A 25,902-nucleotide genomic window follows, 5' to 3' on the forward strand; every position below is an offset into this window, starting at 1 on the left:
AGGCCGATCGCCGAGTCGTACGAGTACCGGCCGCCGACCCAGTCCCAGAACTCGAACATGTTGGCCGTGTCGATGCCGAACTCGGCGACCTTCCCGGCGTTGGTCGACAGGGCGACGAAGTGCTTGGCGACGGCCGCCTCGTCGCCGAGGGCGTCCAGCAGCCAGGAGCGGGCCGAGGTGGCGTTGGTGATGGTCTCGATCGTCGTGAACGTCTTCGACGCGATGATGAACAGCGTCTCGGCCGGGTCCAGGTCGCGGGTGGCCTCGTGCAGGTCGGCGCCGTCGACGTTGGAGACGAAACGGACCGTCAGGTCGCGGTCGGTGTAGCTGCGCAGCACCTCGTAGGCCATGGCGGGGCCGAGGTCGGAGCCGCCGATGCCGACGTTGACGACGTTCCTGATGCGCTTGCCGGTGTGGCCCTTCCACTCCCCCGACCGGACCCGCTCGGCGAAGGCGGCCATCTTGTCGAGCACGGCGTGCACCGCGGGCACGACGTTCTCCCCGTCGACCTCGATCACCGCGTCCCGCGGGGCGCGCAGCGCGGTGTGCAGCACGGCCCGGTCCTCGGTGTTGTTGATCTTCTCGCCGCGGAACATGGCGTCGCGCAGCCCGAAGACGTCGGTGGCCGCGGCCAGCTCCCGCAGCAGCCGCAGGGTCTCGTCGGTGACGAGGTTCTTGGAGTAGTCGACGTACAGGTCGCCCACGCGCAGCGCGTAGCCGGTGCCGCGCTCCGGGTCGGCGGCGAACAGCTCGCGCAGCCGCACCTGGCCGAGCTCCTCACGGTGCTTGGCCAGCGCGGTCCATTCGGGCATCTGGTTGAGCCTGGTACGGCCGTCTGCGTTCATGTCGGACTTCAGCCTTCTTCCTTAGGTGTCCCAGCTGTCCCGGCTGTCCCAACCTAATTGATCAGCGGTGAAGAAGGCGGTCGAAACCGCTCCGGCCAGGCACCCTTCGGTGCCCGGCCGGACCGTCGACATCTAGATTTCGCCCCGCAGTTTGGCCAGCGCCTCGGCGAGGATCGCCTCGCCGTCCGCGTCGCTGCGGCGCTCGCGCACATACGCCAGATGCGTCTTGTAGGGCTCGGTGCGCGGCGGGTCCGGCGGATTGTCCCGGTCCTGCCCGGCGGGGAAGCCGCAGCGCGGGCAGTCCCAGGTTTCGGGGACCTGCGCGTCGCTGGCGAAGCTCGGCTGCGTCTCGTGTCCGTTGGAGCACCAGAAGGAGATGCGCAGACGCGGCGCGGACTCGCCGCGCTCGGCCTCGCCCATCGGCCCCGCCCCGACCCGGCTTCCCCGGATCGCGTTGCCACTTGCCACGGTCGTAACTCCCTGCGTGATGGTGCCGCAAAGCGAGTCGGCGTTTCGCTTCGCTGCGAGAGCGCCTCAGTCTACGTAAGGCCCAACGCGCGTCCAGTGGTTGGAGTTACAACCCCCCGCACTCAGACGCAAGCCCCATGATAGGCCGCGCTCACAGACGCGTACCGAACATGGGGCCTTACGTGCGCACGTGCGTGCCGACGGGCGACGCCGATCAGTTGTTCGCCTTCATCAGCAGAGCGAGCACGATGATGCACGCGAACCACAGCAGACCGATCACCACGGTGATCCGGTCGAGGTTGCGCTCGGCGACCGAGGAGCCGCCGACGGAGGACTGCATGCCGCCACCGAACATGTCGGAGAGGCCGCCGCCCTTCCCCTTGTGCATCAGCACCAGGAGCATCAGCAGCAGGCTGAAGACGATCAGGGCGATCGAGAACCCCAAAACCACGGCTGGACCAACTTCCTCGGATTCCGATGGACGACGGGGTCCAGCGAAAGTGCTGGACCCCGCAAGGGTACGACGTATCGCCGCTACCGCATACTCACTGATCGATCTACTGGTCGCGGAAGCGCACGATCTTGACGAACTCGTCGGCGTCCAGCGAGGCACCGCCGACCAGGGCGCCGTCGATGTCGGCCTGCGCCATGATCTCGGCGACGTTGCCCGCCTTCACGGAGCCGCCGTACTGGATGCGGACCTTGTCGGCGAGCTCCTGGGAGTACAGCTCGGCGATCTTGCCGCGGATGGCGGCGCAGACCTCCTGGGCGTCCTCGGCGCCGCAGACCTTGCCGGTGCCGATGGCCCACACCGGCTCGTAGGCGATCACGATCGTCTCGGCCTGCTCGGCCGGGAGGTCCTTCAGACCGCCCTCGACCTGGGCGAGGGTGTGGGTCACGTGGTTGCCCGCCTCGCGGACGTCCAGTTCCTCGCCGACGCACAGGATCGGGGTCAGGCCGTGCTTGTAGGCCGCCTTGACCTTGGCGTTGACCAGCTCGTCGGTCTCGCCGTGGTACTGCCGGCGCTCGGAGTGCCCGATCGCGACGAACGTGCACTTCAGCTTGGCCAGCATCGGGCCGGAGATCTCGCCGGTGTAGGCACCGCCGTCGTGGGCGGAGATGTCCTGGGCACCGTACTTGATCTTGAGCTTGTCCCCGTCGACCAGCGTCTGCACGGAGCGCAGGTCGGTGAAGGGCGGCAGGACGGCGACCTCGACGGCCTCGTAGTCCTTGTCCGCGAGGGCGAAGGCGAGCTTCTGGACGTGGGCGATGGCCTCCAGGTGGTTGAGGTTCATCTTCCAGTTGCCCGCCATCAGCGGCGTGCGAGTGGTCATGCGGGGTCAGTCCTCCAGTGCGGCGAGGCCGGGGAGCGTCTTGCCCTCGAGGTATTCGAGGGAGGCGCCGCCGCCGGTCGAGATGTGGCCGAATGCCTTTTCGTCGAAGCCGAGCGTACGCACGGCCGCGGCGGAGTCGCCGCCGCCGACCACGGTGAAGCCCGGGGCGTCGACGAGGGCCTGGGCGACCGCCTTGGTGCCCTCGGCGTAGTCGGGGTGCTCGAAGACGCCCATGGGGCCGTTCCAGAAGACGGTGGCCGCGTCGGCGAGCTTCGAGGCGTACAGCTTGCGGGTCTCGGGACCGATGTCCAGACCCTCCTGGTCGGCCGGGATGGCGTCCGCGGCGACGGTGGCGGGGTTGGCCGGAGCCTTCGTCTTCAGGTCCGGGAACTCGTCCGACACCAGGACGTCGACGGGGAGGACCAGCTCGACGCCGTTCTTCTCCGCGCGCTCCATGTACTCGGTGACGGCCGGGATCTGGTCCTCCTGGAGGAGGGAGATGCCGACCTCGTAGCCCTTGGCCTTGAGGAAGGTGTAGGCCATGCCGCCGCCGATGAGGAGCCGGTCGGCCTTGCCGAGCAGCTGGTCGATGACGGCGAGCTTGTCGGAGACCTTGGCGCCGCCGAGGGCGACCACGTAGGGGCGCTGGACGTCCTCGGTGAGCTTCTTCAGGACGCCGACCTCGGTGGCGATGAGGTACCCGGCGTAGTGCGGCAGGCGCTTCGGCAGGTCGAAGACCGAGGCGTGCTTGCGGTGCACGGCGCCGAAGCCGTCGCCGACGTAGACGTCGGCGAGAGCGGCGAGCCGGTCCGCGAAGGCGGCGCGCTCGGCGTCGTCCTTGGACGTCTCGCCGGCGTTGAAGCGCAGGTTCTCGATGACCGCGACCCGGCCGTCGGCGAGGCCGGCGACCGTGGACGTGGCGGACTCGCCGACCGTGTCGCCGGCGAAGGCGACCTCGGCGCCGAGGAGTTCGCCGAGCCGGGCGGCGGCCGGGGCGAGCGAGAAGGCCGGGTCGGGGGCGCCCTTGGGACGCCCGAGGTGCGAGGCGACGATCACGCGCGCGCCCGCGTCGGCCAGGGCCTTGACGGTGGGCACTACCGCGCGGATGCGGCCGTCGTCGGTGATGGTGGTGCCGTCCAGCGGCACGTTCAGGTCGGCGCGGACGAAGACACGCTTACCCGCGACGCCTTCGGAGAGGAGTTCGTCGATCGTCTTCATGCAGGGGCTCCAGGGGCTGTTGATCGCTCGTGATCCTACGAGGGCTGGTGGTGCTGGACGCGAGTCAGGGCTCGGACGGCGTGACCGTACGCCGTCCGAGCCCTGTCACCGCATCGAGGTGCCTGCTCCAGTCGATCAGAGCTGGTTGCCGACGAAGACCGTCAGGTCGACGAGGCGGTTGGAGTAGCCCCACTCGTTGTCGTACCAGCCGATGACCTTCACGTTCTTGCCCTCCTGGACCATGGTCAGGGAGGAGTCGAAAGTGCAGGACGCCGGGGCGTTGACGATGTCCGAGGAGACGATCGCGTCCTCGGTGTACTCCAGGATGCCCTTCAGCTCGCCCTCGGCGGCCTTCTGGAAGGCGGCGTTGACCTCTTCCTTGGTGACCTCGCGGGAGAGCTCGACCACCAGGTCGGTGACGGAGCCGGTGGGGACCGGGACGCGCATGGCCATGCCGTCCAGCTTGCCCTTGAGCTGCGGCAGCACCAGGGCGGTGGCCTTGGCGGCACCGGTGGTGGTCGGGATGATGTTCTCGGCGGCGGCGCGGGCGCGGCGCAGGTCCTTGTGCGGGAAGTCCAGGATGCGCTGGTCGTTCGTGTACGCGTGCACCGTCGTCATCAGGCCCTTGACGATGCCGAAGTTCTCGTCGAGGACCTTCGCCATCGGCGCCACGCAGTTGGTGGTGCAGGAGGCGTTCGAGATGACGTTGTGGTTCGCCGGGTCGTAGGTGTCCTGGTTGACACCCATGACGATGGTGACGTCCTCGTTCTTCGCCGGGGCGGAGATGATGACCTTCTTCGCGCCGCCGGCGATGTGCTTCTCGGCGTCTTCCTTCTTCGTGAAGATGCCGGTCGACTCGATCACGATGTCGACGCCCAGCTCGCCCCAGGGGATCTCGGCCGGGTTGCGCTCGGAGAGGACCTTGATGGTCTTGTCGCCGACGGTGATGGTGTCCTCGGTGTGCGAGACCTCCTGCTTGAGGCGGCCGAGGATGGTGTCGTACTTCAGCAGATGCGCGGTGGTCGCGGTGTCACCCAGGTCGTTGACAGCCACGATCTCGATGTCTGCACCCTGCTCCAGCAGCGCGCGGAAGTAGTTACGACCGATGCGGCCAAAGCCGTTGATGCCTACGCGGATCGTCACGAACCGATCTCCTCGTTGGTACGCCGGCCCGATGTGCCGGCGAGCTGTATTTGGGATGTCCCCGACCACCCCCGACCCTACCTCTCCGAGGCGTCGGGGGTGACATCGAGACGCCCCATACCCGGCACGGCGGTCCGTACCCGCCAGTAGGGGTACGGACCGCCCGGGCCACGGGGACCGATCACCCGATTTCGCTACGGCGCATCAGCCCCTTTTGACCGGGGACGTCACCCGTTCAGGGCGTTCAGCGCCTGCTTCATCAGCGCCGTCCGGTCGGCCGGCGCGGTGAGGTGTTCCAGTCCGAAACCGAGCAGCACGGTGTCGTCCGTGGTGACGGCTCCGTACGTCTGGAAGAGGGTGCCGGTGCGCGTCCAGTCCTTCAGCACGGCCGGGCTGCCCGGGGGCGGCCCGGACGCCCGCCAGGCGCCCAGCGACGTCTCGAAGCCCTCGGTCCCCGTCTCCGTGCCGGCGACGACGAGCGAGGCCTCGTCGGCGAGGACACCGCGTCCGCCGCTGCCGGGGTCGGTGACGTAGGCGATCGACACCTCGACGGACTTGCCGGCGTAGGCGCTCAGGTCGAACTCGACCTGCCGCCAGCCGCCGGAGGAGCCGGTGAGGCTGTTCCACTTCCCGGTGGTGCCGGTGGCGGTGCAGCCGTCGTCGGACAGGGTCAGGTAGTGCTTCAGCCAGGGGTGCTCGCCCACGTAGTAGCCGGCCCCGCACTCGGCGGGCACGGCGGTGCCGGTCGCGCCGCCCGCCTCGGGGAGCGTGGTCCAGTCGTCCGCGCCGGTGGTGTGCGCCTCGACCAGCGCGTGGTCGTAGCCGCGCTCGGTGTCCCACAGCAGCCGTGTGCGCAGCGTGGGCCGGTCCGAGGCGCTGACGCCGGTGAGGTCGACGGTGCGGGTGAGCCGCTTGTAGGCGTCGTCGGTGTGGACGGCGGCGGCCATGTACGAGCCGGCGTAGGGCCCGTACGGGTTGACCGTCCCGGCGAACCGGCCGGCGCCCGCGCTCGCGAACTGCGGGTAGGTGTCGACGGGCAGCTGGTCCGAGGTCACGCTGTAGGTGCCGGCCTTGTCCAGCGGGTTGCCGGGGGCGTCGCCGAGCGCGCCGCCGACGCCGCCGAGGCGGCCGGAGCCGGTGAAGGCGGTGGCTCCGGGGGTCGACGTGCGGGTGTAGGCGCCGAGGTAGTACTGGCTGAAGTCGTCGGACGGGTTGCCGCCGCCGAGGTCGACGCTGCCGCCGGCCTGCTCGCCCGCCTCGATCAGCTTGCCGCCCTCGTTGAGGTAGGCGCGGAGCTGGAGCTGGGTGGCGTTGCCGGGGGTGGCGGCGCCGGTGTAGTGGACGACGGTGTCGAAGTGGCCGAGGACGCCGAGTGCGTCGGGGGCGCCCTGTGCGGCGACGTCCCACACGGCGGCCCTCCTGCCGCTCGCCCTCAGCGTGTCCACGTACGTCTGCGCGTGGGTGGCCTCTGCGCCCTCCTCGGCGACGACGAGGACGTCCGCGCGGGGCCGCTCGGCGACCGTGTAGGTGAAGTGCTCGCTCTCGGTCCGCTTGCCGTCCTTCGTCCTGCCGGTGAACCAGACCTCGACCTCGTCGCCCGGACCGGCGTCCTCGACCTTCGCCCGGTACTCGTCGAAGTGGAGGTTGTCGTCGCCGCCGTACGTCTCGCCGCCCCGCCAGGCCCTGAGCTCCGTGCCGTGCGTACGGCCGCCGTCGACGCGGTACTTCAGCTCCTTGTCGCGCACGGACTTGCGTACGACGACCGAGACCTCCTGGTCGGCGCCGCGCGCGTACGACGTGTCGAACGCCGCCGGGGTGAAGTCGGCGGCCTCCAGGCCGACCGCGGAGGACGGCCGGTCGGGGTGGGCGGCGGACTCGGCGACGGAGAGCGCGAAGGGGACGTTCTTGGCGAACTCCTGCTGGATCAGTTTCTCGTCGTCCGGGAAGGTGAAGATCGACAGGCAGTCGGAGGCGTTCCAGGCGTCGTCCGGGTCCACGTCGGAGGCGGTCTGACAGGTCGACATCTCGGGCGTGAACATGGCCATGCCGTTGACGTTGGCCGCGTGGCCGTCCGCCTCGCCGTTGGTGGTGTACAGCTCCGAGGAGACCTGCGGGTGGTACCCGGGGATCGCCGGGTTGTCCGGGGTGCCGGCGAGCGCCTTGTAGAGGACGTCGTCCGGGGTGTCCGTGGCGACCTGCCAGCCGACGCCGTAGAGGATGAGTTCGGCGGCGGAGTGGTAGTTGATGCCGTACTGGAAGCCGATGCGCTTCTGGAAGGCGTCCAGGGCCTTGGTCTCGGGCTCGGAGTTCGGGCCCGAGCCGCGGTAGGTCTGGCTGGTGGGGTTGGGGGACGAGCCCTCGTCGTCGTAGCCCCACTTGTAGGCGAAGTTGCGGTTGAGGTCGACGCCGTCGCCGGTGCTGATGGCGCCGTCGCCGTTGACGTCGCGCAGGTTCTTGCGCCACAGGCGGTTGTCGGTGCTCTCGAACGTGTAGTCGTAGCCGTCGGGGTTGGCCGACAGGACGAACCACAGCTCGGTGGAGTCGACGATCTTCTTGATCCGCCGGTCCTTGCCGTAGTTGTCCAGGTAGTGGTGGAGCAGACGCCTCGTCATCTCCGGCGTGATCCACTCGCGTGCGTGCTGGTTGGACATGTAGAGGACGGCGGGCCGTGAACCGTCCCGGGTCTTCTTGGCGTTCTTGGTGAGCTTCAGCGCCAGGATGTCCTGGCCCCGGACCGTCTTGCCGATGGAGACGACCTTGGTGAGGCCGGGGTTCTCCTGCGCGGTGCGGACGATCTCCTCCTTGAGGCCGCCGCTGCCGCTGTACGGGCGGAACACGCCCTCGGCGGCCGCTGCGGCGCGCCGCTCGGCCGTGCCGGAGAGGGTGTGCTCGGTGAGGTCGACGCCCCGCTTCTCCAGCTTCCGCGCCTGCTGGTCGGTGAGGTAGACCTCGACGGTGGCGGTGCCCTTGTCGGGCACCTGCTCGCCGAGTTCGTGGCCGTCCTGGCCCGCGGCCAGCAGCAGGGGTACCTGCTCCCGGGTGACCTCGGCGCGGAAGACCTTCACTTCGTCCGGGTCCGCGGCGGCGGGGACCGCGGGTTGTGCCTGGGCGACGGGGACCAGACTCGCTCCGCCGATCAGGAGCGCGCCGACGGCGAGGATCGATCTCGCTCTATGTCTCATGAACCCCCCTTGAGGTGGTTCGCCACAGCAGCGAACAGGTTGCCAGGCTCATGACACTCCAAGATCGAGTCAAGAGCGCGGCAACGACACGAAAAGGCCGGTGCCGGTCACCCAAGTGGGCGCCGGCACCGGCGCTTTGGCCGTGTGCGGTCAGCCGGCGAGGTTGTCGGCCAGCTCCTCGCTGAGGTTGGCCTCCGTGCCGGGGATGCCGAGGTCGGAGGCGCGCTTGTCGGCCATGGCCAGCAGCCGGCGGATCCGGCCGGCCACGGCGTCCTTGGTCAGCGGCGGGTCGGCGAGCGCGCCCAGCTCCTCCAGCGAGGCCTGCTTGTGCTCCATGCGCAGCCGGCCGGCGGCGGCGAGGTGCTCGGGGACGTCGTCGCCGAGGATCTCCAGCGCGCGCTGCACCCGGGCACCGGCGGCCACGGCCGCGCGGGCCGAACGGCGCAGATTGGCGTCGTCGAAGTTGGCGAGGCGGTTGGCGGTGGCGCGGACCTCGCGCCGCATCCGCCGCTCCTCCCAGGCCAGCACGGACTCGTGGGCACCGAGCCGGGTGAGCAGCGCGCCGATCGCGTCGCCGTCGCGGACGACGACCCGGTCCACGCCCCGCACCTCGCGGGCCTTGGCGGCGATCGACAGCCGGCGGGCGGCGCCGACCAGGGCGAGCGCGGCCTCCGGGCCCGGGCAGGTCACCTCCAGGGAGGAGGAGCGGCCCGGCTCGGTGAGCGATCCGTGCGCCAGGAAGGCCCCGCGCCAGGCCGCCTCGGCGTCGCACGTGGCCCCCGAGACCACCTGCGGCGGCAGCCCGCGGATCGGCCGGCCCCGGCCGTCGACCAGGCCGGTCTGGCGGGCCAGCTGGTCACCGCCCGCGACCACCCGGACGACGTAACGCGAGCCGCGGCGCAGGCCGCCCGGCGCCATCACGATCAGTTCGGAGCTGTGGCCGAAGATCTCCAGGATGTCCCGCTTGAGGCGGCGGGCCGCCATCGCGGTGTCCAGCTCCGCCTCGATCACGATGCGCCCGCTCACCAGGTGGAGGCCGCCGGCGAACCGCAGGACGGCCGAGACCTCCGCCTTCCTGCAGCAGGTCCGGGTGACGGGGAGCCGGGAGATCTCATCCTTCACCGCTGCCGTCATCGCCATGGGCCGATCCTTCCATGCATCCGAAAAATACGGTCGTACGCGGCGGCCAGCAGCTCCGGGTCGTGTCTCGGGGTCCCGTCGGTCCGGGCCACCGGAGCCAGCTCGACCGCGGCCCCGAACCGCTTCGCGGCGTCGGTGAGCGAGTCACGGTCGGGCACGGCGGCCTCGTCGGCCAGCACCACGTCCAGGGCGAGTTTAGGGGCGTGTCGTCCCAAAACCTCCAAATGACGCTGCGGGGAGAAGCCCTCGGTTTCTCCGGGTTGTGGGGCGAGGTTCAGGGAGAGCACCCGGCGGGCCTTCGTCTCCATGAGCGCGTCCAGCAGGTCGGGCACGAGCAGGTGCGGGATCACCGAGGAGAACCAGGAGCCGGGGCCGAGCACCACCCAGTCGGCGTCCAGGACCGCGTCGACCGCCTCGGGGACGGCGGGCGGGTCGTTCGGCACGAGGTGCACGGACTGCACCTCGCCGGGGGTGAGCGCGACGGTCGCCTGGCCGCGGACGGTGTCGACGTCCTCCGGCCGGTCCGGGTCATGGCCCTTGACCAGGGCCTGGAGCTCCAGCGGTACGGCGGACATGGGCAGCACGCGCCCGTGCGCGCCGAGCAGCTTGCCGACCAGGTCCAGGGCCTGGACGTGGTCGCCGAGCTGCTCCCACAGGGCGACGATCAGCAGGTTGCCGACCGCGTGTTCGTGCAGGTCGCCCTTGGACTGGAAGCGGTGCTGGATGACGCGGGCCCAGGTCTGGCCCCAGTCGTCGTCGCCGCACAGCGCGGCCAGCGCCTTGCGCAGGTCGCCGGGCGGCAGGACGCCCAGCTCGTCGCGCAGGCGCCCGCTGGAGCCGCCGTCGTCGGCCACGGTGACGACGGCGGTGAGGTCGCCGGTGATCCGGCGCAGTGCGGCGAGCGAGGCGGACAGGCCCATGCCGCCGCCCAGCGCGACGACCTTGGGCTGGGTGCCCCGGCGGCGCGGCCTGCCACCGCGCGCCTGTTCGGGCCGGCCCGTGCGGAGGTCGGCGGATCTGCCGCCCCGCCCCTCGGGCACCACCCGGCGCAGCCTGCTCAGCCGCGGAGTACGTCGTGTCATTCCCGTCCCATGTCCCGGTGGACGACCACCGTCTCCACACCCTCGGCGGCGAGCCGGGCGGCGAGCTTCTCCGACATGGCGACGGAGCGATGCTTGCCGCCGGTGCAGCCGACGGCGATGGTCACATAGCGTTTGCCCTCACGACGGTAGCCCGCGGCAATCAGCTGCAGCAGCTCGGCATAGCGGTCGAGGAACTCCTTCGCACCGGGCTGGTTGAAGACGTACGCCGCCACCTCGTCGTTCAGGCCGGTGAACGGCCGCAGCTCCGGGACCCAGTGGGGGTTGGGCAGGAAGCGCATGTCCACGACCAGGTCGGCGTCGACCGGGAGGCCGTACTTGAAGCCGAAGGACATGACGGTGGCCCGCAGCTCGGGCTCCTCCTCGCCGGCGAACTGGGCGTCCATCTTGGCGCGCAGCTCGTGCACGTTGAGGCTGGAGGTGTCGATCACCAGGTCGGCGTCGCCCCTCAGCTCGCGCAGCAGTTCGCGCTCGGCGGCGATGCCGTCGACGATGCGTCCGTCGCCCTGCAGGGGGTGCGGGCGGCGGACCGACTCGAAGCGGCGCACCAGGGCCTCGTCGGAGGACTCCAGGAAGACGATGCGCCGGGTGACGCCGCGGGCGTCGAGGTCGGCGAGGGATTCGCGCAGATTATCGAAAAAGCGCCGGCCGCGGACGTCGACGACGACCGCGATCCGGGCGACGTTGCCCTGCGAGCGGGCGCCGAGCTCCACCATGGTGGGGATCAGCGCGGGAGGGAGGTTGTCGACGACGAACCAGCCGAGGTCCTCCAGACACTTCGCGGCCGTCGAGCGGCCGGCCCCGGACATGCCGGAGATGATCACCAGCTCGGGGATGGCCGTGTCGGGCACCCCGGCTGCTTCCTTGGGCGTACTCACCTGTGCTCCGTCGTCCTTGCGCCCGTCGGGGACCGCGCTCTGCGGGCCCGTGCCCTCGCCGGCCGTGCCGCCTGCCTGATCTCGTGCCGCTGTGGGTCGTGTTTCGTGGTCGGTCATCTCTCCTGCCCCCGTCGTTCTTCCGGGGCGCCCGCGGACACGGGCTCCCCCGGGGCGTCCGCCGTCGTCTCGGGCGCCCCGTCCTCGTCTTCCATGATCTCTCCGGTCGCCGTGTTCACGGCGGGCGCGGCCGGGGCCGCCTGGGCGAGGGCCGCGGCGATGGTCTCGGCCGTCTTGCGGCCTATGCCGGGTACCTCGCAGATCTGGTCGATCGTCGCCGACCGCAGCTTCTTCACCGAACCGAAGTGCTTGATCAGCGCCTGCTTGCGGGTCTCCCCCAGTCCGGGAACGTCGTCCAGGGGACTCGACCGGAACCGCTTGGCCCGCTTGGTGCGCTGGTAGGTGATCGCGAAGCGGTGGGCCTCGTCACGGACACGCTGCAGCAGGTACAGGCCCTCGCTGGTGCGCGGCAGGACCACCGGGTCGTCCTCGCCGGGCAGCCACACCTCCTCCAGGCGCTTGGCGAGACCGCACACCGCTATGTCGTCGATGCCCAGCTCGTCCAGGGCCCGCCGGGCCGCGGCCACCTGCGGCTGCCCGCCGTCGACGACGACGAGCTGCGGCGGGTACGCGAACCTCTTGGGGCGGCCGTCGTCGTCCTTGAGCGCCGGGACGTCCACCGGCTGCCGCGCGTCCGCCGGCTGCTGCGCGTGCCCCGGCTCCTCGCCGTCCGCCCACTCGCCGGTCCTCTCCTTCTCGGCGAGATAGCGCCGGAAGCGGCGGGTGATCACCTCGTGCATGGAACGGACGTCGTCCTGACCCCGGAAACCCTTGATCTGGAAGCGTCGGTATTCGCTCTTACGGGCCAGCCCGTCCTCGAAGACCACCATGGAGGCGACGACGTCGTCGCCCTGGAGGTGGGAGATGTCGTAGCACTCGATCCTGAGCGGGGCGCTGTCCAACTCCAGGGCGTCGGCGATCTCCTCCAGCGCGCGCGAGCGCGTGGTCAGGTCGGAGGCGCGCTTGGTCTTGTGCAGGGCCAGCGCCTGCTGGGCGTTGCGCTGCACGGTCTCCATGAGGGCCCGCTTGTCGCCGCGCTGCGGGATGCGCAGCGAGACGGCCGAGCCGCGGCGGCCGGTCAGCCACTGCTGGACGGGCTCCACCGGGTCGGGCAGGGCGGGGACGAGGACCTCCTTGGGGACGGCGTCGCCGGTCTCCTCGCCGTACAGCTGCTGGAGGGCGTGCTCGACGAGGGCACCGGTGGTGATCTCCTCCACCTTGTCGGTGACCCAGCCGCGCTGGCCGCGCACCCGGCCGCCGCGCACGTGGAAGATCTGGACGGCCGCTTCCAGCTCGTCCTCGGCGACGGCGATCAGATCGGCGTCGGTCGCGTCGGCGAGCACGACCGCGTTCTTCTCCATGGCCTTCTTCAGGGCCTCGATGTCGTCGCGCAGCCGGGCCGCCCGCTCGTACTCCATCTCCTCGGCCGCCTCGGTCATCCGCTTCTCCAGGCGGCGCAGGTAGGTGCCCGTGCGGCCGGCCATGAAGTCGCAGAACTCCTCCGCCAGCTCCCGGTGCTCCTCGGCGGAGACCCGCTCAACGCAGGGCGCCGAGCACTTGCCGATGTAGCCGAGCAGGCAGGGGCGGCCGGTGCGGGCGGCGTTCTTGAAGACGCCGGCCGAGCAGGTGCGCACCGGGAACACGCGCAGCAGCAGGTCGACCGTGTCGCGGATCGCCCACGCGTGCCCGTACGGCCCGAAGTAGCGCACGCCCTTCTTCTTGTGGCCGCGCATCACCTGGACGCGCGGGAACTGCTCGTTCATCGTCACCGCGAGGTAGGGGTAGCTCTTGTCGTCGCGGTACTTCACGTTGAACCGGGGGTCGTACTCCTTGATCCAGGAGTACTCCAGCTGCAGCGCCTCGACCTCCGTGGACACCACGGTCCACTCCACGGACGCGGCCGTGGTGACCATCGTGCGGGTGCGGGGGTGGAGGTTCGCCAGGTCCTGGAAGTAGTTCGCCAGGCGCTGGCGCAGGCTCTTCGCCTTTCCGACGTAGATCACCCGGCGGTGCTCGTCACGGAACCTGTACACCCCCGGGGAGTCCGGGATCTCACCCGGCCTGGGGCGGTAGCTGGAGGGGTCGGCCATGACTCACACCCTACTGGCGAGGACCGACACTCCGGCGAGGCTGTGGACGACCGGCCGCAAGCCTGTGGACGACCGCACGCCGACCCGTGGATCACCTTCCGTGCCCCTCCCGGAGACAGCCCGGTGCGTTCTCGGCCAGTACCGCGTCACCGCCGGGCGCGAGGTGTTGTCGGGGCTTGGTCAACACGCTTCAATGCGGGGGAACTCGGGGCCTGAACCGCGGCGTACGGATGTGAAGACGCGCCTGCGCCGCATCCGGGGCGGCCCCGACGGATCCGCGCCGACGGTCTGACCAGCCGTCGTGACCCCTCAGAGAAAGGCCCCTGCATGCCGCTCGCCACACAGCACGCGGACGTCGCCACCGCGGACCTGGACTCGGCCCTGCGCGGTGGCCCCTTCCACGTCGCCCTGCGCGCCGCGATCGCCGCTCGCGGACTGCCGTTGCAGCGTGTGCAGCACCATCTGTCGCGCCATGGGGTGAAGGTGGGCGTCACGAGTCTCAGCTACTGGCAGCAGGGCGCCCGTCGCCCCCGGCGCCCGGAGTCGCTGCGTGCCGTACGGGCCCTGGAGGAGATCCTCCGGCTCCCCGAGGAGTCGCTGATCCGCCTGCTCACCGAGGCTGACGGCCATCCGTCGGCGCAGCGGCCCGCGGCCCGCACCTACCGCTCCTGCATGGAGGCCTCGGGCGCTCTGGACCGGCTGCTGGCCGAGCTGGGTCACCCGGCGGACGGCGGGCTGCACACCCTCGGGCTCCACGAACGGGTCCGGATCGGGGCGCACCGCGAGCTGGCGGGGCGCGAGTCGCAGCACATCGTCCGCGCACACCGGGACGGCGTCGACCGCTTCGTCGCCGTCCACCACGGCGATCCCGGCTGCGCGCCCGCGCGGATGGCCGTCGAGGCTCTGGAGAACTGCCGTACGGGCCGCGTCCGCATGCACCACGACACCGGTGTGCTCGTGGCCGAGCTGCTCTTCGACCGACGGCTGCGGGCCGGCGAGACGTACCTCTTCCGCTACGGCGTCGAGGACGGCACCGCCGGCACGTCGCGCGAGTACGTGCGGGGGTTCGGGTCGGCGGGCGGGCAGTACGCGCTCCAGGTGTGCTTCGAGGCCGCCCTGCCGGCGCGCTGTCACCGGTTCACACAGCACTCCGTGGCGGCGCCGCGCGGCGGCCGGCAGGAGCTGCCCCTGAGCACGCTGCACCACTCGGTGCACCTCGTGGAGCCGCGGGTGCGGTCCGGGATCGTGGGGATCGCGTGGGAGTGGGAGTGAGCGGGCGCGCCTGACGGAGCGGACCGGGCGGGCCAGGGCGGGTCTGCTCCCGGGGACGAGACGCGCGGTCCCGGCGGAGGGGAATGCCACGCCCGTGACCGCCGCGAGTACGACGCCCGGGACCACGGGGGATGAGACGCCGGGACGGCGCCGGGGGGAAACGCCGGGACACCACGCACGGCCCGGAGGGGCGCGCGTGGCCCCGGCGGAACCGGACCACGGAAGACGGCACGCACGGCCCGGAGGGCGGTCGCGCGGGTCGGTCAGACGCCGGGGCCGGCGACGATGCGGCCCTGCTTCACCTCGACCGGCAGTTCGATGAGAGGCACGCTCGCCGGGGCGTGCAGCACCTCACCGGTGCGGGCGTCGAACTCGCTGCCGTGACAGGGGCACACGAGCTTCGTCCCCTCCAGCTTGTTGATGGGGCACCGCGCGTGCGTGCAGACCGTGCTGAACGCCTTCAGGGAGCCGTCCTCCGCCCGGCTGACCACCACGTTCTGGTCGCGGTAGAGCTTTGCCGCGCCCTTGGCGACCTCGCTGTCCGCGCCGAGGTCGACGGGCGCCGTCGGCCTGGCGGGCGCCGCGCCGTCGTCGCCCGGCGAGCAGGCGGCCAGCCCGAGTCCGGCGACGGGGGTGAGGGCCGTCGAGCGAAGGACGGTACGACGGCTCGGGGCGGAACGGCCGGGCATAGGGTCTCCACTGGTCAGGGGGTGTGCAGGGCGACGATATCCGGCGGCGGGGCCCGGCCGGCGGGGTGGGTCGGTGAGACGTAAACGCTTGCGCAAGCGTTTACGCCCGCCTCCGGATGGGATACGGTCCCGGCCGGACGCCCCCGCAGGCCGGGAGCGCGAGGCAGGGAGAGGGGCATCCGTTGGCGACGATGGCCGATGTGGCGCGGAGCGCCGGCGTCTCCGTGGCGACCGTCTCGCACGTGCTCAACAACACCCGGCCGGTGCTGCCCGAGACCCGCCGGGCGGTGCTGGACGCCGTGGAGGAGCTCGGCTACACGCCGAACGGCCTCGCCCGCTCGCTGGTGACGTCCCGCACCCGGTCGATCGGGCTCGCCGTGTCCGCGATCAGCAACCCCTACTTCACGGAGATCCTCCAGGGCGTCGAGGCCGGCGCCGTGGCGCACGGTTACGGCCTGCTCATCGCCGACCCGCACGACGATCCCGCCCACGAACGCAGGGTCGTCCAGCTGCTGCACGAGCGGCGCGTGGACGGCATGATCGTCGCGCCCTCCGCCGACCCGCGGGCGCTCGTCGCCTACCTGGAGCGCCATCGCGTACCGGCGGTGTTCCTCGACCGGGTCGTCGACGGCCCGGAGGACGGCGGCCCGCGCTTCGACCAGGTCTGCGCCGAGAGCACCGGACCGACCACCGCGCTGGTCACGCATCTCGCCGGGCTCGGCCACCGCCGGATCGGGCTGGTCGCGGGCCGGCCGGGGCTCAGCACGACACACGAGCGGATCACCGGGTACCGGCACGGCCTCGCGGCCGCCGGGCTGCCGTACGACGAACGGCTCGTGGCGCACGGCGACTCGGAGGCGGCCGGCGGCGCACGCGCCACGGCGGCCCTGCTGTCCCTGGCCGCACCGCCCACCGCGCTGATCACCGCCAACAACGCGATGACCATCGGCGCGCTGCGCACCCTGCGGGACCGGGACCTGTCCGTACCCGGCGACATCGCGCTGTGCTGCTTCGACGACTTCCCCTGGGCCGACCTCTTCTCGCCGCGCCTGACGGCGGTCGCGCAGCCCAGCAAGGAGCTCGGCGCCGAGGCCGTCCGGCTGCTGCTGGAACGCCTCGCCTCGCCGGACCGGCCGGCCCGGACCGTGCGACTGCCCTGCGTCTTCGCCCACCGCACCTCGTGCGGCTGCCCCGAAACGTCCGAACAGCCCGCCCACGAAAGGACCCTCCCGTGATCGTCGTCGCCGGTGAGGCACTGATCGACCTGGTACCGCAGGGCACGGGCGCCCTCGCCGCGCTGCGCCCGGCGCTCGGCGGCGGCCCGTACAACACGGCCGTGGCACTGGGCCGGCTCGGCTCCCCGACCGCCTTCTGCTCCCGGGTCTCGTCCGACGCCTTCGGCGAGGCCCTGCTGGACCGGCTGCGGGAGACCGGCGTGGACGTCTCGCCGGTGCAGCGCGGGACCGAGCCGACGACGCTCGCCGTGGCGAGTGTCGGCGCGGACGGCTCGGCCGCGTACTCCTTCTACGTGGAGGGGACGGCGGACCGGCTGTTCGCGCCGCCCGCGGCGCTGCCGCCGGGCACCGGGGCGGTCTCCTTCGGCACCTGCTCGCTGGTGCTGGAGCCGGGGGCGAGCGCGTACGAGGAGCTGATGCGCGAGACGTCCGCGCGGGGCGTGTTCACGGCGCTGGACCCGAACATCCGGCCCGGTTTGATCCCGGACCCGGACGCCTACCGGGCCCGGTTCAAGAGCTGGCTGCCGTCGGTGTCGCTGCTGAAGCTGTCCGCGGAGGACGCCGAGTGGCTCGGCGGCACGCCCCGGGAGTGGCTGGCGTCCGGCCCGGCCGCGGTCGTGGTGACCCGGGGCGGCGAGGGACTGACCGCCTTCACCCGCGACGGCGGCGAGTACTCCGTGCCGGGCGAGCGCGTCGACGTGGTCGACACGATCGGCGCGGGCGACACGGTGAACGCGGCCCTGCTGCACGGCCTCGCCGTGCGTGACGCGCTGAGCGAGCCGGCGCTGACGGCCCTGGGCGCGGACGGCTGGACGGGGCTGCTGCGTTTCGCGGCCCGTGCGGCGGCGGTCACCTGCTCGCGGGCCGGCGCGGAACCGCCGTACGCCCACGAGCTGGCCGGCTGACGCCGCTCGGCCCAGGGATCAGCCGGCGGGTCGTACGGCCCGCAGGGCGCCGGGGCCTCTCGGTCAGGCGGCGCAGCAGCATCCGGTCCTTCAGGGACAGGTTGAACGCGTCGGCGGCGAGGTGGCGAAGATCCAGCTCGACATGCGGTTCGTGGAGCCGGCGGACGCCTGAGCGCAGGGTGGCTCGGCGGGCGACGACACGGAGGCGCCGTGTCCCACGGGTCTTGTGGGACACGGCGCCTCCGTGTGCCGCCGGGCGGTGCCGATGGGGGCGGCGGCGTCCGAAGCCGGCCGCCGCAGCGCGGGCGGCCGCGAGCGGCCGCCCGGCTGGGTCAGGACTGCCGCGCCCGCGTCGTCTTCTTCGCGGCGGACTTCGTGGCCTTGGCCGCCTTCGCGGCGGTCTTGCCGGCCGCCGTGCCGGTGACCTTCTCGGTGGCGGTCTTCTTGGCCGTGGACCTGGCGGCCACCGTCTTGGCCGCCTTCTTCGCCGCCGCCTTGCGCGGGGCCTTCACCGCCACCGCGTCGCTGATCCGGTCGGCTCCGAGGATCTCCCGCAGGAACTTGCCTGTGTGGCTGGCCGGAACACCGGCGACCTCCTCCGGGGTGCCCTCGGCGACGACCAGGCCGCCGCCCGCGCCGCCCTCGGGCCCCATGTCGACGACCCAGTCGGCGGTCTTGATCACGTCGAGGTTGTGCTCGATGACGATGACCGTGTTGCCCTTGTCGACCAGGCCGCCCAGGACCGTCAGCAGCTTGCTGATGTCCTCGAAGTGCAGACCGGTGGTCGGCTCGTCCAGGACGTAGACCGTGCGTCCGGTGGAGCGGCGCTGCAGCTCGCTGGCGAGCTTCACGCGCTGGGCCTCACCGCCGGACAGGGTGGTCGCGGACTGCCCGAGCCGGACGTAGCCGAGGCCGACGTCCTTGAGCGTCTTCAGGTGCCGGGAGATCGCCGGGACCGCCTCGAAGAACTCCGTCGCCTCCTCGATCGGCATGTTCAGGACGTCGGCGATGGACTTGCCCTTGTAGTGGACCTCCAGGGTCTCCCGGTTGTACCGGGCGCCGTGGCAGACCTCGCACGGGACGTAGACGTCCGGGAGGAAGTTCATCTCGATCTTGATCGTGCCGTCGCCCGCGCAGTTCTCGCAGCGGCCGCCCTTGACGTTGAAGGAGAAGCGGCCCGGCATGTAGCCGCGGACCTTGGCCTCGGTGGTCTCGGCGAAGAGCTTGCGGATGTGGTCGAAGACGCCGGTGTACGTCGCCGGGTTCGACCGCGGGGTGCGGCCGATGGGCGACTGGTCGACGTGGACGACCTTGTCGACGAGGTCGTCGCCGTCCACGCGCGTGTGCCGTCCGGGGACGTTCCGCGCGCCGTTCAGCTCGCGGGCCAGGTGCGTGTACAGGATGTCGTTGACCAGCGTCGACTTGCCGGAGCCGGACACGCCGGTGACGGCCGTGAACACGCCCAGCGGGAAGGACACGTCGATGTCCTTCAGGTTGTTCTCCCGGGCGCCGTGCACCGTGAGCTGCCGGGACGGGTCGCGCGGGCGCCGGATGTCGGGCAGCGGGATGGCCTTCCTGCCCGACAGGTACAGGCCGGTCTGCGACTCGGCGTTGTCGAGCAGCTCCTTGAGGGAGCCGCTGTGCACCACCTTGCCGCCGTGCTCGCCGGCGCCGGGGCCGATGTCGACGATCCAGTCGGCGGTCTTGATGGTGTCCTCGTCGTGCTCGACGACGATGAGCGTGTTGCCCATGTCGCGGAGCCGGACCAGGGTCTCGATCAGCCGGTGGTTGTCGCGCTGGTGCAGGCCGATGGACGGCTCGTCGAGGACGTACAGGACGCCGACGAGTCCGGAGCCGATCTGGGTGGCCAGCCGGATGCGCTGGGCCTCGCCGCCGGAGAGCGTGCCGGCCGCGCGGTTGAGCGAGAGGTAGTCCAGGCCGACGTCGACCAGGAACCGCAGCCGCTCGTTGACCTCCTTCAGCACGCGCTCGGCGATCTTCTTGTCGCGGGCGGTGAGCTTCAGCTCGCCCAGGAAGTCCGCGCAGTCGCTGATGGACATCGCGGAGACCTCGGCGATCGACTTGCCCATGATCGTGACGGCCAGGACGATCGGCTTGAGCCGGGTGCCCGAACAGCTGGGGCAGGGCACCTCGCGCATGTAGCCCTCGAAGCGCTCGCGGCTGGCGTCGCTCTCGGCCTCGCTGTGCCGGCGCTTGACGAAGGGCACGGCGCCCTCGAAGGCCGTGGTGTACCGGCGCTCGCGCCCGTACCGGTTGCGGTAGCGGACCTCGACCTGGGTCTTGTGGCCGTGGAGCAGGGCCTTCTTGGCGCGCTGCGGCAGGCCCGCGAAGGGGATGTCCGTCCGGAAGCCCAGCGCGTCCGCGAGGGCGCCGATCAGGCGGCCGAAGTAGTCCTTGGTGTGGCCGTGCGACCAGGGGTGGATGGCGCCCTCGTCGAGGGACCTCTCCTCGTCCGGGACGATCAGCTCCGGGTCGACCTCCATGCGCGTGCCGATACCGGTGCAGTCGGGGCAGGCGCCGAAGGGCGAGTTGAAGGAGAAGGAGCGGGGCTCCAGCTCCTCGAAGGACAGGTCGTCGTACGGGCAGTACAGGTGCTCCGAGTACATGCGCTCGCGCTCGGGGTCGTCCTCGGGGAGGTCGACGAAGTCGAGCACGACCATGCCGCCGGACAGGCCGAGCGCGGTCTCCACGGAGTCGGTGAGCCGGCGCTTGGCGGAGTCCTTCACCGTGAGGCGGTCGACGACCACCTCGATGGTGTGCTTCTCCTGCTTCTTCAGGGTCGGCGGGGTGGAGAGCTGGATCGTCTCGCCGTCCACACGCGCGCGGGAGTAGCCCTTGGTCTGGAGGTCGGCGAAGAGGTCCACGAACTCGCCCTTGCGCTCGCGCACCAGCGGCGACAGCACCTGGAAGCGGCTGCCCTCCGGCAGCTCCAGGACCTTGTCGACGATGGCCTGCGGGGACTGGCGCGAGATCGGGCGGCCGCACTCGGGGCAGTGGGGCTTGCCGATGCGCGCGAAGAGCAGACGGAGGTAGTCGTAGACCTCGGTGATGGTGCCGACCGTGGAGCGCGGGTTGCGCGAGGTCGACTTCTGGTCGATGGAGACCGCCGGGGAGAGGCCCTCGATGAAGTCGACGTCCGGCTTGTCCATCTGGCCGAGGAACTGCCGGGCGTACGAGGAGAGCGACTCCACGTAGCGCCGCTGGCCCTCGGCGAAGATCGTGTCGAAGGCCAGGGAGGACTTGCCCGACCCGGACAGGCCCGTGAAGACGATGAGCGCGTCACGAGGCAGGTCGAGCGAGACGTTCTTCAGGTTGTGCTCGCGCGCGCCACGGACGATGAGACGGTCGGCCACGCCGGTCCGCACCTTTCTTGAGAGAAGTGACAGGGGCGGGGCCCCCGTCTTTCTCAGACTAGGGGGAGCCACTGACAACGCCGGTCGGATTCACCGGTTGTCAACAAACCCCGGCTTTCCAGCATGCCCGACGCCGCACCCGACCATATAGCACGTGCATTCGATTTACGGTCGCGGTCCGCCTTCTTCACCCGAACGTGTGGCGCGGTCTAGGGTCGGCACCATGATTGATCACGCCCATGACCTGGCGTCTGTACGTGAGGCGACCGACCGACTGCTCACCGCGGTCGGCAAACTGGACAACGTCTCCGTGACCCACCCGTCACGGCTTCCCGGCTGGACCCGCGGTCACGTCCTCGCCCATCTCGCCCGCAACGCGGACGCGCTCGTGAACGTCCTCGAAGGCCGTCCCATGTACGTCTCCGGCGAGGCCCGCGACGCCGACATCGAGCGGGACGCGCCGCGCCCCCTCGACGTCCACCTCTCCGACCTGCGCGAGAGCGCCGCCCGCTTCCAGGCGACGGGGGCCGCCCCGGCGGACTGGTCGCGCACGGTGGAGCTGCGCAACGGGGTCACCGACTCGGCGTCCCGGGTGCCCTTCCGGCGGTGGGTCGAGGTCGAGCTGCACCACGTGGACCTGGGGATCGGGTACGAGCTGGAGGATCTTCCGGCTCGGTTCACGGAACGCGAGATCGACTTCCTCGCGGAGCGGTTCCGCGGGCACGCGACCGTACCGCCGACCCGCCTGGCCACCGCCGACGGCCGGTCCTGGACCACCGGTGGCGGTGCCGGAGGGGGTCCGGTCGAGGTCGGGGGAACGGCCGCGGACCTGCTCGGCTGGCTCGCGGGACGGCGCGACGGATCCGCGCTCACCGTGACGGGCGGCACGCTGCCGGCGCTGCCGCCGTTGTAGCCGTCGGCCGCCGCCTGCGGACCCTTCCCGGCGCTAGGCTGGCCGCCATGACGTACAGCGGAGAGGTGAGGGTCGGCGGACCCGCCGACGTGCACGAGCTCAAGGATCTGATGATCACCAAGGTCGCGGTCGGCCCGATGGACAACAACGCCTATCTGCTGCGCTGCCGGGCCACCGACGAGCAGCTGCTGATCGACGCCGCCAACGACGCCGAGGCGCTGCTCGGCACGATCGGTGACGACGGCATCGCGTCCGTCGTCACCACGCACCGGCACGGCGACCACTGGCAGGCGCTCGCCGAGGTCGTCGCGGCCACCGGCGCCCGCACGTACGCGGGCCGGTTCGACGCCGAGGGCATCCCCGTGCGGACCGACGTCCTGGTGGACGACGGCGACACCATCCGGGTCGGGAACGTGGAGCTCACCGCGCGCCACCTGGTCGGGCACACCCCGGGCTCGATCGTCCTCGTCTACGACGACCCGCACGGCCACCCCCACGTGTTCACCGGGGACTGTCTCTTCCCCGGCGGCGTGGGCAACACGCACAAGGATCCGGAGGCGTTCGCGAGCCTGATCCACGACGTCGAGACGAAGATCTTCGACGTCCTCCCGGACGAGACATGGGTCTACCCCGGGCACGGCAACGACACCACCCTGGGCGCGGAGCGGCCGCATCTGCCGGAGTGGCACGCGCGGGGCTGGTGACCGCGGCCGGACACCGCCGGTGATCCGGCCGTCGTGACCGGGTGGCGCGGGGGCGCCGGGCCCCGCCTGCCCGGATGCCGGGGCGGACGACGGGCGGCGGGCCGCGGGCGTCCCGTCGCGCGCGCCCCGTGTGATGCGTTCACACGCACCGGCCTCGCACACGCGCTCCCGGCACTCCTGGCGACGCGGTCAACTGGAGTGCGCCCGCGCGGGGCCAGGGAACCTGCGCGGTACGGGCCGCCGGTCTTCGATCCCCGCCCTCGGCCGGCGGCCCCCGGCCTTGCTCAGGCGCCGGCCCGTCCGGCTCCGGCCAGCGCCGCGATCCTTTCCACGCCGAACACGTACCCCTGCACACCGCACCCCGCGATGACCCCGTCGGCGCGCTGCGACACGTAGGAGTGGTGCCGGAACGGCTCACGTCGGTGGATGTTGGAGATGTGGACCTCCACCACCGGAAGACCGTCACAGGTGTTGAGCGCATCCAGGATCGCGACGGAGGTGTGCGAGTAGGCAGCGGGGTTGATCACGATGCCGCAGTGGTTCAGCCGTGCCTCGTGGATCCAGTCGACGAGTTCGCCCTCGTGGTTGGACTGGCGGAAGTCCACCGTGCCGCCGTGCGCCGCCGCCGCCTTCACGCACAGGGCCTCGATGTCGGCGAGGGTGTCGGAGCCGTAGATCTCCGGCTGGCGCTGGCCGAGCAGGTTCAGGTTGGGGCCGTTGAGGATCATGATGGGGGCGTTGGCGAGGGTGCGGGGCACGGTTCCTCCGGTCCGTTCGGCGTGGGGCGGTCCGCGAGCGACCGCTGCTGGCACCCGGTTTATCACGGTGCGACGGCAGCCCTTCGGGCCCTACCCTCCCGGCATGACGACGATCTCGTACCCTCCCAAGCCCTCCCCCGGCGACCGCATAGCGGTGATCTCGCCCTCCTCCGGCCTGCCCGGGCTGTTCCCGCTCCCCTACGAGCTGGGCCTGGAGCGACTGCGCAAGGAGTACGGGCTGGAGCCGGTCGAGTACCCGGCGACCCGGAAGATGGGGGCGACGCCGCGCGAGCGCGCCGACGACATCCACGCGGCCTTCGCCGACCCGGACGTCCGCGCGGTGATCGCGACGATCGGCGGTGACGACCAGCTCACCGTACTGCCGCACCTGGACCGGGAGTTGATCCGGGCGAACCCGAAGCCCTTCTTCGGCATGAGCGACAACACCAGCCTTCTCGCCTACCTGTACAACACCGGGATCGTCGGGTACCACGGCGCGACCGTGATGTGTGAACTGGGCCGCCCGGGCGCCATGCACCCACAGACCGCGGACTCCCTGCGCGCGGCGCTGTTCAGCTCCGGTCCGTACGAACTGGCGCCCGCCGAGCGCTGGCGTGACGTCGACCGGGACTGGGCCGACCCGGCGACCTTCGACGCGGAGCCCGAGACCCGGCCCGGCAATGGCTGGACCTGGGTCAACCCCGACCGCGTGGTCGAAGGCCGCGGCTGGGGCGGCTGTCTGGAGATCCTCGGCTGGCTGCTGATGGCCGACCGCGAGATCGCCGATCCGGCGGAGTACGACGGCGGTGTGCTGCTCCTGGAGACCTCCGAGGAGATGCCGAGCGCCGCGGAGGTCTTCCGCACCCTGCGCAACATGGGCGAGCGCGGGCTGCTGCGCCGTTTCTCCGCGCTGTTGACGGGCCGTCCGAAGACCTGGTCGTTCGATCGCCCCAACGGTCCCGAGGAGGGCGCCCGTTACGCGGCGGAGCAGCGTGAGGCGGTGCTCCGTGCCATGCGGACCTACGCTCCGGACACGACGATCGTCTTCGATGTGGACTTCGGCCACACCGATCCCCAGGTCGTCATCCCCTACGGGGGGACGGTCCGCGTGGACGGCCCCGCCCGGCGCATCACCGTCACGTACTGACCCGCTCACCTCCGCACGCCCCCGTAACGAGCTGTCACTGTGGGTAGTTGACCCTGCGTGCACGATGTACGCGCTGTAAGGGCGCCCTCCATGCTGCGGCTCGCTGCCGCCTCACTCGCCGGGACGGCGATCGAGTTCTACGACTTCTTCGTCTACGGCACCGCGGCGGCGCTGGTGCTGGGGCCGCTGTTCTTCCCGACGTTCTCGCCGGTGGCCGGGACGCTGGCGGCCTTCGGCACCTTCGGCGTCGGCTTCGTGGCCCGCCCCCTCGGGTCGGTGCTCTTCGGCCACATCGGGGACCGGCACGGACGCCGTCCGGTCCTCGTCGCCTCGCTGCTGCTGACCGGCGCGTCGACGGTCGCGGTCGGCTGCGTACCGACCTACGACTCCATCGGCGTGGCCGCTCCCCTGCTGCTCGTCGCCCTGCGCTTCCTCCAGGGGCTGGGGCTCGGCGGCGAGTGGGGCGGGGCCGTGCTGCTGACCGCGGAGCACGCGCCCGCCGGCCGTCGCGGGCTGTGGTCGAGCTTCCCGCAGATCGGTCCCTCCGTCGGCTTCCTGCTCGCCAACGGTGTGGTGCTCGCCCTGTCGGCGTCGCTGTCCGAGGCGCAGTTCGCGCAGTGGGGCTGGCGGGTGCCGTTCTGGATGGCTGGGGTGCTGGCGCTGGCGGGGCTGTGGCTGCGGTCGTCGCTCACCGAGAGCCCCCGCTTCCTGGAGATCGACGACCACGCGCGCGTGCCGTTGGCCGAGGTGGTGCGCGACCACTGGCGGCTGGTCCTGCTGACCGCCGGGGCGCTGGCCATCGGGTACGCGATCTTCTACGCGGTGTCGACCTGGTCCCTGGCGTACGGCACGGAACGGCTCGGGGTGGACCGGGGTGTGATGCTCTCCTGCATCATGGCCGCGGTGGTGGTGAAGGGCGCGCTCACCCCGCTTGCGGCGCTGCTCGGCGACCGCTACGGCCGGCGGCCGCTGTGCCTGGCCGGGTGCGCGGCGGCCGTCCTGTGGATGTTCCCGATGGTCGCGCTCCTGGCGACCGGTGAGCCCCTGCCGATGTTCCTCGGCTTCCTGGGCGCGATGATCGCGTTCATCACCATGTTCGCGGTGATCGCCGCCTACCTCCCCGAGCTGTACGAGCCCCGGGTGCGCTGCACGGGCGCGGCGGTCGGCTACAACCTCGGCGGGGTCGTCGGGGGCGCGCTGACGCCGATCGCCGCGACGGCTCTGGCCGAGCAGGGCGGCAGGGTGCCCTGGGGCGTGGCCGCCTATCTGACGGCGGTGGGACTGCTCAGCCTCGGATGCTTCGCGCTGCTGCCGGAGACCCGTCCGGTTCCGGTCGCGGCGGCGGAGCCCGCCTCGGGATGAGGGGCGGCATGGGCGCGGCCGGGGGTCG

The 25,902-nt window shown here is 71.5% G+C and carries 21 protein-coding genes; 7 read left to right on the plus strand and 14 right to left on the minus strand.

Features of this window, described 5'->3' with window-relative positions; all coding sequences use genetic code 11:
- From H0H10_RS11355 to uvrC, 11 genes are all read right to left on the minus strand, one after another.
- Positions 1-845: phosphoglucose isomerase-related protein (locus tag H0H10_RS11355; RefSeq protein ID WP_507227369.1), on the minus strand; the 845-nt coding region annotated here is incomplete at its 3' end.
- A gap of 132 nt (positions 846-977) precedes the next feature.
- Positions 978-1,313: an RNA polymerase-binding protein RbpA gene (locus tag H0H10_RS11360; RefSeq protein ID WP_003976875.1), complete on the minus strand. Its 336-nt coding sequence runs from the start codon at positions 1,311-1,313 to the stop codon at positions 978-980.
- Positions 1,314-1,527: 214 nt separating this feature from the next.
- Positions 1,528-1,764 carry a preprotein translocase subunit SecG gene (gene secG, locus H0H10_RS11365; protein WP_188180769.1) on the minus strand — a complete coding sequence of 79 codons (237 nt, stop codon included), beginning with the start codon at positions 1,762-1,764 and terminating at the stop codon, positions 1,528-1,530.
- 106 nt (positions 1,765-1,870) lie between these two features.
- Positions 1,871-2,647: a triose-phosphate isomerase gene (gene tpiA, locus H0H10_RS11370; RefSeq protein ID WP_188180770.1), complete on the minus strand. Its 777-nt coding sequence runs from the start codon at positions 2,645-2,647 to the stop codon at positions 1,871-1,873.
- 6 nt (positions 2,648-2,653) lie between these two features.
- Positions 2,654-3,865: a phosphoglycerate kinase gene (locus H0H10_RS11375; protein WP_188180771.1), complete on the minus strand. Its 1,212-nt coding sequence runs from the start codon at positions 3,863-3,865 to the stop codon at positions 2,654-2,656.
- 135 nt (positions 3,866-4,000) lie between these two features.
- Positions 4,001-5,008 (minus strand): type I glyceraldehyde-3-phosphate dehydrogenase, encoded by a 1,008-nt coding sequence (gap, locus tag H0H10_RS11380; protein WP_188180772.1) that lies wholly within the window; start codon positions 5,006-5,008, stop codon positions 4,001-4,003.
- 227 nt (positions 5,009-5,235) lie between these two features.
- Positions 5,236-8,190 (minus strand): M14 family metallopeptidase, encoded by a 2,955-nt coding sequence (locus H0H10_RS11385; protein WP_188180773.1) that lies wholly within the window; start codon positions 8,188-8,190, stop codon positions 5,236-5,238.
- 150 nt (positions 8,191-8,340) lie between these two features.
- Complete coding sequence (gene whiA / locus H0H10_RS11390; protein WP_188180774.1) at positions 8,341-9,330, minus strand: DNA-binding protein WhiA; 990 nt, start codon at positions 9,328-9,330, stop codon at positions 8,341-8,343.
- Positions 9,321-10,412 (minus strand): gluconeogenesis factor YvcK family protein, encoded by a 1,092-nt coding sequence (locus H0H10_RS11395; protein ID WP_188180775.1) that lies wholly within the window; start codon positions 10,410-10,412, stop codon positions 9,321-9,323. Before H0H10_RS11395 ends, whiA begins: the two co-directional genes overlap by 10 nt.
- A complete protein-coding gene (rapZ, locus tag H0H10_RS11400) occupies positions 10,409-11,425 on the minus strand; it encodes an RNase adapter RapZ (RefSeq protein ID WP_188180776.1) in 1,017 nt (338 codons plus the stop codon). The genes H0H10_RS11395 and rapZ overlap by 4 nt, the downstream gene beginning before the upstream one ends.
- Positions 11,422-13,515 carry an excinuclease ABC subunit UvrC gene (gene uvrC, locus H0H10_RS11405; RefSeq protein WP_188180777.1) on the minus strand — a complete coding sequence of 698 codons (2,094 nt, stop codon included), beginning with the start codon at positions 13,513-13,515 and terminating at the stop codon, positions 11,422-11,424. The genes rapZ and uvrC overlap by 4 nt, the downstream gene beginning before the upstream one ends.
- A gap of 327 nt (positions 13,516-13,842) precedes the next feature.
- On the opposite strand from uvrC, the gene H0H10_RS11410 reads away from it, so the two are divergent.
- A complete protein-coding gene (locus H0H10_RS11410) occupies positions 13,843-14,787 on the plus strand; it encodes a hypothetical protein (RefSeq protein WP_188180778.1) in 945 nt (314 codons plus the stop codon).
- A 263-nt stretch (positions 14,788-15,050) separates the two neighbouring features.
- On the opposite strand, the gene H0H10_RS11415 is transcribed toward H0H10_RS11410, so the two are convergent.
- A complete protein-coding gene (locus H0H10_RS11415) occupies positions 15,051-15,476 on the minus strand; it encodes a Rieske (2Fe-2S) protein (RefSeq protein WP_188180779.1) in 426 nt (141 codons plus the stop codon).
- 182 nt (positions 15,477-15,658) lie between these two features.
- Here H0H10_RS11415 and H0H10_RS11420 point away from each other — a divergent pair, with 182 nt between their 5' ends.
- Both H0H10_RS11420 and H0H10_RS11425 read left to right on the plus strand, forming a co-directional pair.
- Positions 15,659-16,711 (plus strand): LacI family DNA-binding transcriptional regulator, encoded by a 1,053-nt coding sequence (locus H0H10_RS11420; RefSeq protein ID WP_188180780.1) that lies wholly within the window; start codon positions 15,659-15,661, stop codon positions 16,709-16,711.
- Entirely contained in the window at positions 16,708-17,616 is a 909-nt protein-coding gene (locus H0H10_RS11425; RefSeq protein ID WP_188180781.1) for a carbohydrate kinase family protein, read from the plus strand. Before H0H10_RS11420 ends, H0H10_RS11425 begins: the two co-directional genes overlap by 4 nt.
- Before the next feature lie 332 nt (positions 17,617-17,948).
- Here the strand turns inward: H0H10_RS11425 and uvrA are convergent, their stop codons facing one another.
- Entirely contained in the window at positions 17,949-20,990 is a 3,042-nt protein-coding gene (uvrA, locus tag H0H10_RS11430; protein WP_188180782.1) for an excinuclease ABC subunit UvrA, read from the minus strand.
- Positions 20,991-21,213: 223 nt separating this feature from the next.
- On the opposite strand from uvrA, the gene H0H10_RS11435 reads away from it, so the two are divergent.
- Both H0H10_RS11435 and H0H10_RS11440 read left to right on the plus strand, forming a co-directional pair.
- Positions 21,214-21,903, plus strand: a complete 690-nt coding sequence (locus H0H10_RS11435) for a maleylpyruvate isomerase family mycothiol-dependent enzyme (RefSeq protein ID WP_188180783.1) — start codon at positions 21,214-21,216, stop codon at positions 21,901-21,903.
- Between the two features lie 47 nt (positions 21,904-21,950).
- Entirely contained in the window at positions 21,951-22,607 is a 657-nt protein-coding gene (locus H0H10_RS11440) for an MBL fold metallo-hydrolase (protein ID WP_188180784.1), read from the plus strand.
- A gap of 284 nt (positions 22,608-22,891) precedes the next feature.
- Here H0H10_RS11440 and aroQ read toward each other — a convergent pair whose 3' ends face one another.
- Complete coding sequence (aroQ, locus tag H0H10_RS11445; RefSeq protein ID WP_188180785.1) at positions 22,892-23,365, minus strand: type II 3-dehydroquinate dehydratase; 474 nt, start codon at positions 23,363-23,365, stop codon at positions 22,892-22,894.
- 103 nt (positions 23,366-23,468) lie between these two features.
- On the opposite strand from aroQ, the gene H0H10_RS11450 reads away from it, so the two are divergent.
- On the plus strand, positions 23,469-24,512 hold the full coding sequence (locus H0H10_RS11450; RefSeq protein WP_188180786.1) for a S66 family peptidase: 1,044 nt from the start codon (positions 23,469-23,471) through the stop codon (positions 24,510-24,512).
- Between the two features lie 90 nt (positions 24,513-24,602).
- Positions 24,603-25,874, plus strand: coding sequence for an MFS transporter (locus tag H0H10_RS11455; RefSeq protein ID WP_188180787.1), 1,272 nt, complete (start codon positions 24,603-24,605; stop codon positions 25,872-25,874).
- Positions 25,875-25,902 lie beyond the last annotated feature (28 nt).

This window comes from Streptomyces griseicoloratus (assembly GCF_014534645.1).
GTDB classification, from domain to species: domain Bacteria; phylum Actinomycetota; class Actinomycetes; order Streptomycetales; family Streptomycetaceae; genus Streptomyces; species Streptomyces griseicoloratus.

Coding starts and splice junctions, on each gene's coding strand:
- uvrC (WP_188180777.1), bottom strand. CDS start 13,515: ATGGCCGACCCCTCCAGCTACCGCCCCAGGCCGGGTGAGATCCCGGAC.
- H0H10_RS11455 (WP_188180787.1), top strand. CDS start 24,603: ATGCTGCGGCTCGCTGCCGCCTCACTCGCCGGGACGGCGATCGAGTTC.
- tpiA (WP_188180770.1), bottom strand. CDS start 2,647: ATGACCACTCGCACGCCGCTGATGGCGGGCAACTGGAAGATGAACCTC.
- H0H10_RS11435 (WP_188180783.1), top strand. CDS start 21,214: ATGATTGATCACGCCCATGACCTGGCGTCTGTACGTGAGGCGACCGAC.
- H0H10_RS11440 (WP_188180784.1), top strand. CDS start 21,951: ATGACGTACAGCGGAGAGGTGAGGGTCGGCGGACCCGCCGACGTGCAC.
- rapZ (WP_188180776.1), bottom strand. CDS start 11,425: ATGACCGACCACGAAACACGACCCACAGCGGCACGAGATCAGGCAGGC.
- whiA (WP_188180774.1), bottom strand. CDS start 9,330: ATGGCGATGACGGCAGCGGTGAAGGATGAGATCTCCCGGCTCCCCGTC.
- H0H10_RS11385 (WP_188180773.1), bottom strand. CDS start 8,190: ATGAGACATAGAGCGAGATCGATCCTCGCCGTCGGCGCGCTCCTGATC.
- H0H10_RS11450 (WP_188180786.1), top strand. CDS start 23,469: ATGACGACGATCTCGTACCCTCCCAAGCCCTCCCCCGGCGACCGCATA.
- H0H10_RS11375 (WP_188180771.1), bottom strand. CDS start 3,865: ATGAAGACGATCGACGAACTCCTCTCCGAAGGCGTCGCGGGTAAGCGT.
- H0H10_RS11415 (WP_188180779.1), bottom strand. CDS start 15,476: ATGCCCGGCCGTTCCGCCCCGAGCCGTCGTACCGTCCTTCGCTCGACG.
- H0H10_RS11395 (WP_188180775.1), bottom strand. CDS start 10,412: ATGACACGACGTACTCCGCGGCTGAGCAGGCTGCGCCGGGTGGTGCCC.
- H0H10_RS11410 (WP_188180778.1), top strand. CDS start 13,843: ATGCCGCTCGCCACACAGCACGCGGACGTCGCCACCGCGGACCTGGAC.